The 13,419-nt window shown below is 71.4% G+C and carries 12 protein-coding genes and 2 tRNA genes; 6 read left to right on the forward strand and 8 right to left on the reverse strand.

The genetic code is table 11. From position 1 onward, the window contains the following. Positions 1–3: 3 nt before the first annotated feature. From BLT97_RS33770 to BLT97_RS33800, 7 genes are all read right to left on the reverse strand, one after another. Positions 4–618 carry a response regulator transcription factor gene (locus BLT97_RS33770; protein ID WP_093617245.1) on the reverse strand — a complete coding sequence of 205 codons (615 nt, stop codon included), beginning with the start codon at positions 616–618 and terminating at the stop codon, positions 4–6. Further along, complete coding sequence (locus tag BLT97_RS38775) at positions 615–2,201, reverse strand: sensor histidine kinase (protein ID WP_245769693.1); 1,587 nt, start codon at positions 2,199–2,201, stop codon at positions 615–617. Before BLT97_RS38775 ends, BLT97_RS33770 begins: the two co-directional genes overlap by 4 nt. A 22-nt stretch (positions 2,202–2,223) precedes the next feature. Further along, positions 2,224–3,018 carry an ABC transporter permease gene (locus tag BLT97_RS33780; RefSeq protein WP_245769694.1) on the reverse strand — a complete coding sequence of 265 codons (795 nt, stop codon included), beginning with the start codon at positions 3,016–3,018 and terminating at the stop codon, positions 2,224–2,226. Beyond that, positions 3,015–3,995, reverse strand: coding sequence for an ABC transporter ATP-binding protein (locus BLT97_RS33785; RefSeq protein WP_093617247.1), 981 nt, complete (start codon positions 3,993–3,995; stop codon positions 3,015–3,017). The genes BLT97_RS33780 and BLT97_RS33785 overlap by 4 nt, the downstream gene beginning before the upstream one ends. A 193-nt stretch (positions 3,996–4,188) precedes the next feature. Continuing rightward, positions 4,189–4,264, reverse strand: a tRNA-Gly gene (locus BLT97_RS33790). 80 nt (positions 4,265–4,344) lie between these two features. Then, a tRNA-Gly gene (locus BLT97_RS33795) sits at positions 4,345–4,416 on the reverse strand. A gap of 166 nt (positions 4,417–4,582) precedes the next feature. Then, positions 4,583–4,918 carry a histone-like nucleoid-structuring protein Lsr2 gene (locus BLT97_RS33800; protein ID WP_093617249.1) on the reverse strand — a complete coding sequence of 112 codons (336 nt, stop codon included), beginning with the start codon at positions 4,916–4,918 and terminating at the stop codon, positions 4,583–4,585. A gap of 407 nt (positions 4,919–5,325) precedes the next feature. Between BLT97_RS33800 and purS the strand changes: the two genes are divergently transcribed. The 6 genes from purS to BLT97_RS33830 all read left to right on the forward strand — a co-directional run bounded on the left by purS (position 5,326) and on the right by BLT97_RS33830 (position 11,724). Next, positions 5,326–5,598: a phosphoribosylformylglycinamidine synthase subunit PurS gene (gene purS / locus BLT97_RS33805; protein WP_093617251.1), complete on the forward strand. Its 273-nt coding sequence runs from the start codon at positions 5,326–5,328 to the stop codon at positions 5,596–5,598. Beyond that, positions 5,595–6,275, forward strand: a complete 681-nt coding sequence (gene purQ / locus BLT97_RS33810) for a phosphoribosylformylglycinamidine synthase subunit PurQ (protein ID WP_093617253.1) — start codon at positions 5,595–5,597, stop codon at positions 6,273–6,275. The genes purS and purQ overlap by 4 nt, the downstream gene beginning before the upstream one ends. Next, complete coding sequence (purL, locus tag BLT97_RS33815) at positions 6,275–8,524, forward strand: phosphoribosylformylglycinamidine synthase subunit PurL (RefSeq protein ID WP_093617255.1); 2,250 nt, start codon at positions 6,275–6,277, stop codon at positions 8,522–8,524. Before purQ ends, purL begins: the two co-directional genes overlap by 1 nt. A gap of 117 nt (positions 8,525–8,641) precedes the next feature. Beyond that, complete coding sequence (locus BLT97_RS33820) at positions 8,642–9,922, forward strand: hypothetical protein (RefSeq protein ID WP_143041427.1); 1,281 nt, start codon at positions 8,642–8,644, stop codon at positions 9,920–9,922. A gap of 78 nt (positions 9,923–10,000) precedes the next feature. Next, positions 10,001–10,792 carry a maleylpyruvate isomerase family mycothiol-dependent enzyme gene (locus BLT97_RS33825; RefSeq protein ID WP_093617259.1) on the forward strand — a complete coding sequence of 264 codons (792 nt, stop codon included), beginning with the start codon at positions 10,001–10,003 and terminating at the stop codon, positions 10,790–10,792. A gap of 137 nt (positions 10,793–10,929) precedes the next feature. Beyond that, on the forward strand, positions 10,930–11,724 hold the full coding sequence (locus tag BLT97_RS33830; RefSeq protein ID WP_107407055.1) for an META domain-containing protein: 795 nt from the start codon (positions 10,930–10,932) through the stop codon (positions 11,722–11,724). 121 nt (positions 11,725–11,845) lie between these two features. Here the strand turns inward: BLT97_RS33830 and BLT97_RS33835 are convergent, their stop codons facing one another. Then, a complete protein-coding gene (locus BLT97_RS33835; RefSeq protein WP_245769695.1) occupies positions 11,846–13,297 on the reverse strand; it encodes a sulfatase family protein in 1,452 nt (483 codons plus the stop codon). Positions 13,298–13,419 lie beyond the last annotated feature (122 nt).

A 13,419-nucleotide genomic window follows, 5' to 3' on the forward strand; every position in this document is an offset into this window, starting at 1 on the left:
CCACTATACCCAACCGCGCTCGCGCGCGAGACGCACCGCCGCATGACGGTTCTCGACTCCAAGTTTCGAGACGGCGGAGGACAGATAGTTCCGGACCGTTCCGGGGGACAGGGCGGCCCGCTCGGCGATCTCCGAGACAGGTGCGCCGTCGGCCGCGAGCTCCAGGACCTCGGCCTCGCGCGCGGTCAGCGGGGAGTCGCCCGCGGAGATCGCGTCGGCCGCCAACTCCGGGTCCACGTAACGGTTCCCGGCGTGCACGGTACGGATGATCTCCGCCAGCCGCTGTGCGCTCACGGTCTTCGGCACGAATCCCCGTACGCCTGCCTCCAGCGCCCGCTTGAGATGCCCGGGCCGGCCGTGGCTCGTCACGATCATGGTCTGGCAGGTGGGCAGTTCGCGCCGGATGGATGTGGCCACGTTCACACCGTCCGCGCCCGGCATCTGGAGGTCGAGCACGGCGACGTCGGGCCGGTGCGCGAGCGCCATCGCGAGGGCCTCGGGCCCGGAGGCGGCCTCGGCGACGACGGTCAGGTCCTCCTCGAGCGCGAGCAGCGCGGCGAGCGCCCCGCGGATCAGGTGCTCGTCGTCGGCGAGCAGGACGCGCAGCGGCGGGTTCATCGGGTGGTCTCGCTTTCGTCTGTACGGGAGGCAGGCGCCGCGACTGCGGCGGACTCGGGCACCCCGAGCGGCACCTCGGCGCGCAGCCGGAACATCCCGCCCTCGGCCGGCCCCGCTTCGAGCCGCCCACCGAGCACGGCAAGACGCTCCCGCAGCCCGGCGAGCCCGGAACCACCGGGGCCTGCCCCGGACCCGAAGCCACCGGCCCCGGAGCCGCCGGAGCCCACCCCGGAACCGAGGCTTCCGGACCCGGAACGACCGGAACGACCAGGCTCCCCCGCCCCTGACCCGAGGCCTCCCGCGCGGCCCCCGAAGCCTTCGGAATCCTGCTCTGTCAGTGGCTCCCGATAGCCTTGAGGGGCTGGCGCGGCCCCCGGGCGGGAGGGGTCTGTCACCCCGGCTGTGCGCGCACCCTGGCCCGCCGTGCGCACACCCTGGCCCACCGCCCGAACACCCTCGCCCACCGCCCGCGCCCCCTGCCCCACCCCACCAGCACCATCACTCTCCACCGTGAGCACAGCCCGCCCCTCCGCCACCCGCAGTGCCACCTCGCACCGGCTCGCGTCCCCGTGTCGCAGCACGTTGGTGGCCGCCTCGCGCACCACCCAGCCGAGTGCCGCGTGCACCGCGGTCGGCAGTTCGCCGGCCGCCTCCGCTCCCGTCACCCGGCAGTCGATGCCCGCCGCGGTCAACACGGCCTGCGCACCGGCCAGTTCGGAGCCGAGGCTCGCCTCGCGGTAGCCGCGTACGACCTCGCGTACTTCCTTCTGCGACTCCTGCGCGATCCGCTGCACCTCGATCATCTGCTCCACGGCCTCCGGGCGGCCGCGCCGGGCCAGCTGCACCGCGAGCTCGCTCTTGAGGGCGATCACCGCGAGGTTGCGGCCCATCACGTCGTGCAGATCGCGCCCGAACCGCAGCCGCTCCTCGGCCACCGCGAGCCGCGCCTGCGCCTCGCGGCCCTGCTCGGCCTGCCACATCACGCGCAGGCTCCAGGCGGAGCAGCGGATGCTGGCCAGGCAGATCATGGCGCCGCCGTAGACCCCGAGGCCGTAGCCGAGCAGCCGCATGTCGTGCACGCCGGCGAGGGCGAACGCCCCGGGCACCACGACCGCGGCGGCCAGGCTCCACTGCTGGTACGTGCGCAGCGGCAGGACGAGACAGCGTTCGGCGGTGTACGGGATGACGGCGAAGAGCGCCACGAACACCGTGAACCCGTGGTCGAGCCCGCCCACCGCTTCCAGCGCGAGGTCGAGCGCGAGCGTGCCGGTCATCAGCGCACCGGCGAGCAGCACGCCCTTGCCGGGCACGGTGCCGCGGCCCAGGTACTGGTCGAACGCGAGCGGCAGCAGCCGCCAGGCGACCACGCACTGCGCGCCCGCGCAGAGCAGCAGCAGCGAGCCGAGCAGCAGCTCGAGCCCGGTCGGGTCCAGGGCCAGTTCGACCACCGGCATCACCAGCCAGGCCGCGAAGAAGAACCAGACCATGAACCGGACGATGAGCAGGCTCTGGAACTCCATGCGTTCCACATGGCTGCGTTCGTCCCACACCTGCCGGCGCCACCGCCGGTACCGCTCCAGCACGTCTAGCTCCCCGTCCGCCTGTTCAGCGCCTCGGCTCCCACCGGAACCACCGCCGTACAGCAAACACCGACAGGACGATCCAGGCCACCGCCACGACCAGCGCCGTCAGCGCTTCGGAGGCCGGCAGCTCGCCCGTCCAGCCGCCGCGCACCAAGGTCATGACGGGGGAGAGGGGGAGGAGTTCGAGCACGGAGGCGAGCCGGTCGGGGAAGACCTCGAGCGGCACGGCCATGCCGGAGCCGATCATCGACACGAACATCAGCGGCAGCACCATGACCTGCGCGCTCTCCGGCGTCCGGCTGAGCCCGGCCGTCGCGGCGGCCAGCGTGACGCACAGGCCGAGCCCGAGCAGCACCCCGAGCACGGACCACCACACGGCGGCCGGCGCCCCGAGATCGAGCAGCAGGGCCGCTCCGACGGTGACGACCACGCACTGCGCCAGGCCGATCAGGACCGAGGGCAGCGCGGCGCCGGTGAGGATCTCCAGGTCGCGCAGCTCGCCGGTGCGCAGCCGCTTGAAGACCAGTTCCTCGCGGCGTACGACGAAGACGGTGGTGACCGCGTTGTAGACGGCGAAGAGCAGCGCGAAACCGACCGCGGCGGTCAGGATCACCTCGCCGATCTGCACGCCGGTGCCTTCGAGCGCGGACTCCTTGAGCGTGGTCTGCACGGTGAACGGCAGGATCAGCGGGATCACGAGCGCGGTCACCAGGACGCTCTTGTTGCGCCCCAGGAGGGTCAGTTCGGCCCGGCTCAGCGCGGCGAGCCGCCCGGCGGGGGTGGTGAGGGCGCTCATGCCCCGGTCCAGGGTGCTCATGCCACGGTCTCCTTCGTCCGTACGGCGTGTGCGTCGCCGTGCTCGCCGCCGCGCATGTCGCGCGCGATCTGCAGGAAGGCCTCCTCGAGCGAGGCCGAGCGGACATCGAGCCCGCGCAGTTCCACCCCGGCCTGCTGCGCCCACAACAGGAGCCCGGTCGCGGCCCGTTGCAGCTCGGGCGTACGCAGCTGCACGGTCCGTCCCACCACGTCGTGCCCGGTGACGCCGAGCCCGGCCAGCGGCGGCAGATCCCCGACGAAGTAGCCCTCGGGCAGTTCGAAGGAGATCCGCGAGGGCTGGGAGGCAGTCACCTCGGCGGGCGTGCCGGTCGCGGCGATCTCGCCCTCGTGCAGGATCGCCAGCCGCTCGGCGAGCGACTCGGCCTCCTCCAGGTAGTGCGTGGTCAGGAGCACCGTGGTGCCGCGGTCGCGCAGTTCGCGCACCAACTCCCAGGTCTCGGCCCGCCCTTCGGCGTCCAGACCGGTGGTCGGCTCGTCGAGGAACAGCACCTCGGGCCGCCCCAGGAGCGCGAGCGCCAGGTCGAGGCGCCGCTTCTCACCCCCGGACAGCTGTTTCACCCGTACGCCGGCGCGCTTGGCGAGCCCGACGAGTTCGAGCGCCTCGCCGAGCGGCCGCGCGCCGCTGGTGCAGCCCGCCCACATCCGTACGGTCTCGGCGACGGTCAGCTCCGCGGGGAAGCCGCCCTCCTGAAGCATCACGCCGATCCGCGGCCGTACGGCGGTGCGCTCGGCGTACGGGTCGTGGCCCAGGATCCGCACCTGGCCGGCGGCCGGGCGTGCGAGCCCTTCGAGGAGTTCGACGGTGGAGGTCTTGCCGGCCCCGTTGGTGCCGAGCAGTGCGAACAGCTCGCCCTTGCCGACGTGGAAGGTGATCCCCCGCACCGCCTCGAAGCCGCCTGCATAGGTGCGGCGCAGATCAGTGACGTCGATCACGCGCTCTTCGGTGGTGGTGTTCATGCCTCAAGCCTCCCCGCGGACGGGGGCTGCGGGCAGTGCGGGCCGTCATGAGCCGGGATGACAGCTCTCACGGGTGCGTATGACACCTGTCATGTACGGGGGCGGGGAACGGGGCTCGGTGAGGTGCGCCGCCCCCGTCGGGAAGCGGCCCGGAAACGCCGAAAGCCCCCGGTTTCCCGGGGGCTTTCGCTTGTGGAGCGAACGACGAGGTTCGAACTCGCGACCTCAACCTTGGCAAGGTTGCGCTCTACCAACTGAGCTACGTTCGCACAGCATCCGACCGGCTCTCACCGGGCGGCGCTGATACAAGACTACCTGATCCAGAAGAGTGGTCGGAGCCCTGTATCGGAGCGGGTGACAGGAATTGCACACTGCGCCTCCCCCCTGGAAGGGGGGTGTTCTGCTACTGAACTACACCCGCGCGTCCTCCGTGGTGTCCGGTCTCCCGGGCCCCGCGGCGCGCTCCAGACTCTAGCCGACCTGCGGGGGTGCAATGCAAGTCGGTAGCGCGGCGGGGCTCCGGACGACCATGGCCATGGCGTCAGTTGAGGGCTCCGGACCGGCGCTCCGGCCGCTCGCCCGCCGCGTCAGTTGGCCGCCTCGAACGCCTCGTAGACCTTCTTCGGGATCCGCCCCCGCGCCGGCACGTCCATCTTGTGCGAGCGGGCCCAGGCCCGGACCGCCGCCGGGTCGGCCGCCACGGCGGTGTGCTTCACGGTCTTGTTCGCCTTGCCGGCGGTGCCGCGCGCGGACTGCTTGCGGCCCGCCTCCAGGTAGGGCGCGAGCGCCTTGCGGAGTTTCTTGGCATTGGCTTGATTGAGGTCGATCTCGTACGACTTGCCGTCAAGACCGAAGGCGACCGTTTCCGCCGCTTCTGAGCCGTCGATGTCGTCGAAGAGAGTGACCACGACACGCTGCGCCACGAATATCGGTCCTTTCCTGCGGAACCCTGTATCTGCCGTCGTGCCTGCGTTATCGGCACTTCAGGCCCATGGTCCGGCTTTTGCTTATTTGCCCGCGAATCCGCCGACGAATCCTTTGTATCGTGCCCGGCATTGCATTGGGAAGACCGACTAAATCTCTCCGCGTGTCCGGAGGCAATGCCGTGCGGGAGGTTTCTCGCAGGGTTTCCCGGAATTTTCCCTGCCCATTGCGTGCGCCATTGCTGCGTGATCATCGAAAAGTGAGCGCGATCACGTAGGAACCTACGAGTCTACGCGAGTAGAAATTTACGTCGGATACGCTGAACGAACCAGCTCAGCATCGTGCTGAAGCAGCGCTCGGCATCGCCGCTGAAGCGCAGCTCGGCACCAGCACACCGGGAGTGCCAGTGGCACGCGTCGTAGTCGACGTCATGCTCAAGCCGGAGATCCTCGACCCCCAGGGACAGGCGGTGCAGCGTGCACTGCCGCGCCTCGGATTCGACGGGATCGCGGACGTACGTCAGGGCAAGCGTTTCGAGCTCGAGGTCGACGGTCCCGTCGACGAGGCCGCGCTCGCCCGTATCCACGAAATGGCCGAGACCTTCCTCGCCAACACCGTCATCGAAGACTTCACCGTGAAGGTCGAGGAGACCTCCGAGGTCGCGGGAGCGTCCAAGTGACCGCTCGGATCGGCGTCGTCACCTTCCCCGGCACCCTCGACGACCAGGACGCGCTGCGCGCGGCCCGGCTCGCCGGGGCCGAGCCGGTCTCTCTGTGGCACCGCGACAAGGACCTCAAGCAGGTCGACGCGGTCGTGCTCGCCGGCGGTTTCAGTTACGGCGATTATCTGCGGGCCGGGGCCATCTCCCGTTTCTCGCCGGTGATGGAGACGATCATCGAGCAGGCCAAGGCGGGCATGCCCGTCCTCGGTATCTGCAACGGATTCCAGATCCTCACCGAGGCGCACCTGCTCCCCGGCGCGATGCTGCGCAACAACCACCTGCACTTCATCTGCCGCGACCAGAAGCTGCGCGTCGAGAACGCGGGCACGGCGTGGACGTCCGACTACGAGCAGGGCCAGGAGATCCAGGTCCCGCTGAAGAACATGGACGGCCGCTACGTCGCCGACGAGCGCACGCTCGACGAGCTGGAGGCGGAGGGCCGGGTGGCGTTCCGCTACCTGGACATGAACCCCAACGGCTCGCTGCGCGACATCGCCGGCATCACCAACGAGGCGGGCAACGTCGTCGGCCTCATGCCGCACCCGGAGCACGCGGTCGAGCCCCTGGTCGGCACCGGCCGCACGGACGGGCTCGGATTCTTCACCTCGATCCTCAAGAAGCTGGTCACTGCCTGATGACTCTCGACACCGTCAAGCACGCGGCCGAGACGCCTGACGTCTCCCAGCCCTGGAAGGAACTCGGCCTCAAGGAGGACGAGTACGCCCGGATCCGCGAGATCCTCGGCCGCCGTCCCACCGGCGCCGAGCTCGCCATGTACTCCGTCATGTGGTCCGAGCACTGCTCGTACAAGAGCAGCAAGGTCCACCTGAAGCAGTTCGGCGAGAAGGCCCCCGAGTCCGATGCGCTGCTGGTCGGCATCGGTGAGAACGCGGGCGTCGTCGACGTCGGCCAGGGCTACGCGGTCACCTTCAAGGTCGAGTCGCACAACCACCCCTCCTACATCGAGCCGTACCAGGGCGCCGCGACCGGCGTCGGCGGCATCGTGCGCGACATCCTCGCGATGGGCGCGCGCCCGGTGGCCGTGATGGACCCGCTGCGCTTCGGTGCGGCCGACCACCCGGACACCAAGCGCGTGCTGCCGGGCGTGGTCGCGGGCATCGGCGGCTACGGCAACTGCCTGGGCCTGCCCAACATCGGCGGCGAGGTCGTCTTCGACTCCTGCTACCAGGGCAACCCGCTGGTCAACGCGCTGTGCGTGGGCGTCATGAAGCACGAGGACATCCACCTCGCGAAGGCCTCCGGCGCCGGCAACAAGGTCATCCTGTACGGGGCCCGCACGGGCGGCGACGGCATCGGCGGTGTCTCGGTCCTGGCCTCGGAGACCTTCGACTCGACGGGCCCGTCCCGGCGCCCGGCGGTCCAGGTCGGCGACCCCTTCCAGGAGAAGCTGCTCATCGAGTGCACCCTGGAGATCTTCCGCGAGAACCTCGTGGACGGCATCCAGGACCTCGGCGGCGCGGGCCTGTCCTGCGCGACGAGCGAGCTCGCTTCGGCCGGTTCGGGCGGTATGCGCGTCGAGCTGGACCGCGTCCATCTGCGCGACGCCACGCTCTCGCCCGAGGAGATCCTCATGAGCGAGTCGCAGGAGCGCATGTGCGCGATCGTCGAGCCCGACAAGGTCGAGCGCTTCCTGGAGATCTGCGAGAAGTGGGACGTCATCGCCACGGTCATCGGTGAGGTCACCGAGGGCTCGCAGCTGGAGATCTTCTGGCACGGCGAGCAGATCGTGGACGTACCGCCGCGGACCGTCGCCCACGAGGGCCCGGTCTACCACCGGCCGTACGAGCGTCCGTCCTGGCAGGACGCACTCCAGGCCGACGACGCGAACAAGCTGCCGCGCCCGGCCACTTCGGACGAGCTGAAGCAGCAGGTCCTGAAGCTCGTCGCCTCCCCGAACCAGGCCTCCAAGTCCTGGATCACCGACCAGTACGACCGCTTCGTGCAGGGCAACACGATCCTCGCCCAGCCCGAGGACTCCGGCATGGTCCGCATCGACGAGGAGTCCAACCTCGGTGTGGCCGTGGCGACGGACGGCAACGGCCGGTACGCCAAGCTCGACCCGTACGCGGGCGCGCAGCTGGCGCTCGCCGAGTCGTACCGGAATGTCGCCGCCTCCGGCGCCAAGCCGCTCGCCATCTCCAACTGCCTCAACTTCGGTTCGCCCGAGGACCCGGCGGTCATGTGGCAGTTCGCCGAGGCCACGCGCGGTCTCGCGGACGGCTGCCTGGAGCTGGGCACCCCGGTGACCGGCGGCAATGTCTCGCTCTACAACCAGACCGGCGAGACCGCGATCCACCCGACGCCGGTCGTCGCCGTCCTCGGTGTCATCGACGACGTCACGCGCCGTACGCCGATGGCCTTCTCCGAGGAGGGCCAGCTGCTGTACCTCCTCGGCGAGACCCGCGAGGAGTTCGGCGGTTCGGCCTGGTCGCAGGTCGTCCACGACCACCTCGGCGGTCTGCCGCCGCAGGTCGACCTGGAGCGCGAGAAGCTGCTCGCCGAGATCCTGATCGCGGGCTCGCGCGACGGCATGATCGACGCCGCGCACGACCTGTCGGACGGCGGCCTCATCCAGGCGGTCACCGAGTCCTGCCTGCGCGGCGGCCGCGGTGCGCGCCTGGTCGTCCCCGACGGCCTGGACGCCTTCACCTTCCTCTTCTCGGAGTCGGCGGGCCGCGCGGTCGTCGCCGTCCCGCGCAGCGAGGAGCTCCGCTTCACCGACATGTGCGGGGCGCGGGGGCTGCCGGCGGTGCGGATCGGTGTGATCGACGGGGATGCGGTCGAGGTTCAGGGTGAGTTCAGCATTGCGCTGAGCGAGCTGCGCGAGGCGCACGAGGCGACCATCCCGGGTCTGCTCGCGTAAACGCCTTTCGCCGTACGTCACTTCGGCCCCGTCCAGGGTTCTGGGCGGGGCCGAGGTGTTCCGGACGTGGGCGGTGGAGCTCTGTTCAGAAAGATGCCGCAGGCCGATACTGCGGCGGTGACGACCCTCTTCGAACCCCTGCCCGCCGACCGGGCCCCCGAGGCGGCCCCGCTGCGGTCCGATGCCGCCTCCCGCTGGGCGGCCGCTGTGCCGGGCCTGGCCGGAGGCGGGCCGGCCGCACTGCTGCTCGGCGCCGGGATCGTCGCCGTGTTCGTGGTGCTGGCCGGTTCGGACCCCGCAGCGCCGTTGTGTACGGATGCCGACCCGTGCGGCACCGACTGGCTGGGGTACGCCTTCGTCCCGCCCCTTCTGCTGGCCCCCTACTGCGTGTGGCGGCTGCCGTGGGCGGCTGCGGTCCTGCTGCCCGTGGTCGGGGCCGCCGGACTGGTCCAGGTGCTGGCCGACGACATCCTGTTCACCTCCGCGGACCGGATCGGCGTGGGGCTCTTCACCGCTCTGGCGGGTGCGGTCTGGGCCGCCGTCGTGCTGCGGCTCCGGGGCCGCGCCCGGCAGCGGGCACTGGCGTTGCAGGCAGCGGAAGGCCGGCGTGCCCTCGTACCGAAGGACCTGCCGCGCGACGGACGGGCACGCCGCAGGATCGTGCTGGGCGGGGTCCTGTGCCTGCTCGGCGGGTTGCTGCTCGGGCAGGGCGCCCTGGCCGAGCAGGAGTCGGCGGACCGCGCGCGCGGTGCGGAACGTCTGACGGCACGCGTCCTCGGCCCCGATGGTGACGTCCGGCTCCGCGTGCGGCTGCCGGACGGGACCGAGCGCAGTCTGCCGGCCACGTTCCCCGAGGACTTTCCGCGCGGCAGCGAGGCCGGTGTGCTGGTCGACGGCGACTGGGCCCGCCTGGTGGCGGAACCCTACGACGCGCTCGGACAGCAGGCAGGCGCCCTCCTCCTGATCGTCCCGGGACTCGCGCTGACCGCGGGCGGTGTGGTGCTCCATCGCAGGATCCGCGCCCTGCGCTCGGGTCCGCAGCCGGTGCTGCGGGTGCTGGTGTCGGACGGTGGGCGGGGGCGCCTGCGCGTGGCGACGGAAGAGGAGCCGGAGCGCGCGTTCCTCGTCCTGGTTCCGCTGTCCGGACGGATCGCCGAGGACGTGGGTGGGCCCGGGACGGACGACGGCCCCGAGGACGACCACGGGCCGTACGGGCATGACGACCACGACGGCGATGACGACCACGACGGCGATGACGGGGACGAAGGCGGGAACGACCGCCAGGCGATCCTGTACGGCGAGCTGTACGAAGGCGCCGAACTCGCGCTGCTCCTCGCGGGCGGTGCGGGCGGGGCCCGGCCGCTCGGTGCCACAGGAGTACGTGTCCACCGGGGGTGAACCCACCGTGGCACGCGGCCCGGGCGGGCTCCCGAACGTGCCCGCCACGAGGACACCCGCACGTCGTAGGCTCGCCCCATGCCGCCCAAACCCCGCCCCCGCACCTACGACCCCGCCAAAACCCGCAAGGCCCTCTTCGCCCAGTTCGCCACAGTCCGAGAGGCCGTACGCGGCCTGGACGAGGCGCAGTTGGCGCGGGCCACGGATCTGGAGCCCTGGTCCGTGCGCGAGCTCGCCGCGCACATCGGGATGGCGATGAACGCGGTGGTGCGTGCCCTGGAGGCCGAGGAGCCACGCAAGGCCGAGCTGACGCTCGACCGCTACCCGAGCACCTCCGCGCCGTACGCGGGCGCCATCGCCGAGACCGTGCAGACGCTCGCCGAGCAGCACCCCGACCTCGATGCCTGGTACGGCGAGATCGGCGACCGGATCGGCGAGCTGCTCGCGGCCGCGCCCGCCGGGCGGCTGATCCAGATGCGGACCGGCGCCATGACCCTCGAGGACTTCCTCGTCACGCGCCTGGTCGAACTCGTCGTGCACACCGACGACTTCAACCGCGCGACCGGACTCGGCCTGCCCATCGACCGCCAGGCCCTGGCCGCCTGCACCCGGATGCTCGCCGACACCCTGGCCGCCAAGGCCCCCGGGGCGTCCACGGAGGTCCGCATCCCTCCGTACGCCGTGGTGCAGTGCATCGAAGGGCCGCGGCACACCCGTGGCACCCCGCCCAACGTCGTCGAGACCGACCCGCTGACCTGGGTGCGGCTCGCGACCGGCCGTACGAGCTGGGCCGACGCGGTCGACGCGGCCGCGGTGAGCGCGAGCGGGGAGCGGGCGGATCTGTCGGGGCTGCTGCCGCTGATGGGCTGAAGGGGCACGGGCGGACCGCCGGCACGCACCACCACCCCGGCGCCGGCACGCACCACCCCGGAGCCATGAGGGAACCGGCTCCGCACCTCGCCCGTCACATCTGCATGCGGTACACCCAGCGAGTAACACACAAGGCAGTGATCAGCTCCGCCGCCGCGGTCGCCGCGGTCGGACTGCTCGCCGCCTGCGGCGACCAGCAGGCCGGCGGAGGCGGCGGGCAGGGCGCGGGACAGACGTCCGTCGTGCCGGGCCCCGAGCTCACCGGAGTCCAATGGGGCGTCGAGAGCCTGACGGTCGGCGGCAAGAAGGCCGAACCCCCGCGCGGCGGCGCGTACTTCGAGATCAAGAAGAACGGCGAGGTGCAGGGCACCTTCGGCTGCAACTCCTTCTCCGGCAAGGTCGATCTCGCGGGCGGCACCCTCAAGGTCGGCTCGCTCGCGCGCACCGAGATGTACTGCGGGGACGACTTCGAGGAGCGCGCGTTCGGCGTCTTCGAGGGCGAGCTGAAGGCCGAGCAGGCCGGTCAGAAGGTCAAACTGACCGGCGAAGGCGGCGACTTCATCACCCTCGCGAAGGTCGAGCCCGCCCCCCTCACCGGCACCGAGTGGCAGGTCACCGCGGTCCTCGAAGGGGACACGGCGGCCTCCCTGCCGAAGGGGGCGAAGGCCCGTCTGACCTTCGGCAAGGACGGCCGCGTGACCGGCAGCCTCGGCTGCAACCGGGTGAACGCCAAGGCCACCGTGCACGACGACGGCACCCTCACGCTCGGCCCGGCCGGCACCACCCGCAAGATGTGCCCGGACGACGTGATGAAGACGGAGCGCGCCCTGCTCGGACTCTTCGACGGCAAGTCCGAGTACAAGATCACGCACCGCACGCTGCACCTGACCAAGGGCGACACCGGCCTGACCGCCACGGCCGGCAAGGGGTAGGGCGCCGGATCCCCGCCCGGCGAGGGGCGCAGGCCGCGACTCCTCACCCGGCGAGGGGTGCAGGCCACGACTCCTCACCCGGCAAGAGGGAGCGGGCCGGCAGCCCTCGACCCGTCAGGACTCAGACGTACGCCAGCAGCTCCCCGTCCGTCCGCTCCCACGCGGCCCGCAGTTCCCGCACCAACTCGGGCCGCGCGGCGGCCTTGTCGGCCTGCTCCCGTTCGTCGGCTGCGAGATCGAAGAGCTGGTCGCGGCCCGAGGTGCCGCGGTAGTACTTCCACGGCCCGCGGCGCAGCGCCCGTTCGCCCCGTACGCGCCAGAACAGATCCCGCTCCCCGACCTCCTCACCGCGCGTGAGGTACCCGGCGAGCGAGGTCCCGTCCAGCGGATACGCGGGATGCGGGCGCGCGCCGCCCAGTTCGAGCAGCGTCGCCGTCCAGTCCGGGGTGAAGACGGGCAGCCGGCTCACCTGTCCGCCGTCGATCCGCGCGGGCCAGCGCAGCAGCGCCGGCACGCGGATGCCACCCTCCTGGAGCGAGCCCTTGTTGCCGCTGAGCGGCCAGTTGTAGGAGAAGCGCTCGCCGCCGTTGTCGGACGCGAAGAAGACGAGGGTGTCGCGCTCCTGCCCCGACTCCTTGAGCGCCCGCAGGACTTCACCGACGCTGCGGTCCAAGTCCTCCACCATCTCCTTGTACTTGGCGAGCGATCCGCCGTCCGCGTGCCACAGCGCCCGCCGGTCGCCGGCCTTGATCCGCCGTACGATCTCGGCGCTCTCCTCCTCGTCCCCATCCGCGATCCAAGGCCAGTGCGGGGTGGTGAAGTTGAGGTTCAGGAGCCAGGGCTGCTCGCCGTGCTCACGCCGTACGTAGTCGCTCGCCGCCTCCGTCAGGATCCGCGTGTAGTAGCGCAGGTCCTTGTACTCGGCGTCGCCCTCGCGCGCATCGCCGCGGAACAGGTCGTACTCGCCGCCGAGGCCCAGCTTCGAGTAGTACTCCAGGGCCCCGCCGAAGTTCCCGAAGAACTCGTCCCAGCCGGACTTGGTGGGGGAGTAGTCCGGCAGATAGCCGCAGTGCCACTTGCCGATCAGAGCGGTCGCGTAGCCCGCGTCGCGCAGCAGCGAGGCGAGCGTGGGATGCGTGGGCTCCAGGCCCACCGACTTGTCCGCGATGGGCTCGGCGAGCCCGCCCTCGGTCCGGCCGGGGTAGCGCCCGGTGTACAGGCTGAACCGGGTCGGCGAGCAGGTCGCGGACCCGCTGTACGCGTCGGTGAACCGCACGCCCTGGCGCCCGAGCCGGTCCAGGTGGGGGGTGCGGATGTGCGTCGATCCGTACGAGGAGAGGTCGGCCCAGCCGAGGTCGTCGCCCAGGATGAACAGGATGTTGGGCCGCCGTGAGGCCCGTCCCCGCGCCGCACGGAACGGCCGTTCCGACGGCGCGCCCTCCGCCGCACGCTCCCCGGCGGCGGCCCGCCCCGCGGCGGACACGCCCAAAGCGCTCGCTCCGACGGCGGCCCCGAGGGTGCGGCGGCTCAACTTGGCTGCGGACAGGGGTGATTGCTGCTCCTGCGAGCTCACGATGTCTCCAGACATGGCGATACGAGCCCGCCCGGACGCACCGAAGCGGCGCACGGCAGGGCGGGGTCAGCGGGAAGAACGGGGGCAAGTCCCCGTAAGAGAAGGCGAGTTCAGAAACCCGG

It is taken from the genome of Streptomyces indicus, assembly GCF_900100315.1.
Lineage (GTDB): Bacteria > Actinomycetota > Actinomycetes > Streptomycetales > Streptomycetaceae > Streptomyces > Streptomyces indicus.

Bases quoted from the DNA above. Each gene is read 5' to 3' on its own strand.
- BLT97_RS33770 (WP_093617245.1), bottom strand. From the start codon at position 618: ATGAACCCGCCGCTGCGCGTCCTGCTCGCCGACGACGAGCACCTGATC.
- BLT97_RS33780 (WP_245769694.1), bottom strand. From the start codon at position 3,018: ATGAGCACCCTGGACCGGGGCATGAGCGCCCTCACCACCCCCGCCGGG.
- BLT97_RS33785 (WP_093617247.1), bottom strand. From the start codon at position 3,995: ATGAACACCACCACCGAAGAGCGCGTGATCGACGTCACTGATCTGCGC.
- purL (WP_093617255.1), top strand. From the start codon at position 6,275: ATGACTCTCGACACCGTCAAGCACGCGGCCGAGACGCCTGACGTCTCC.
- BLT97_RS33825 (WP_093617259.1), top strand. From the start codon at position 10,001: ATGCCGCCCAAACCCCGCCCCCGCACCTACGACCCCGCCAAAACCCGC.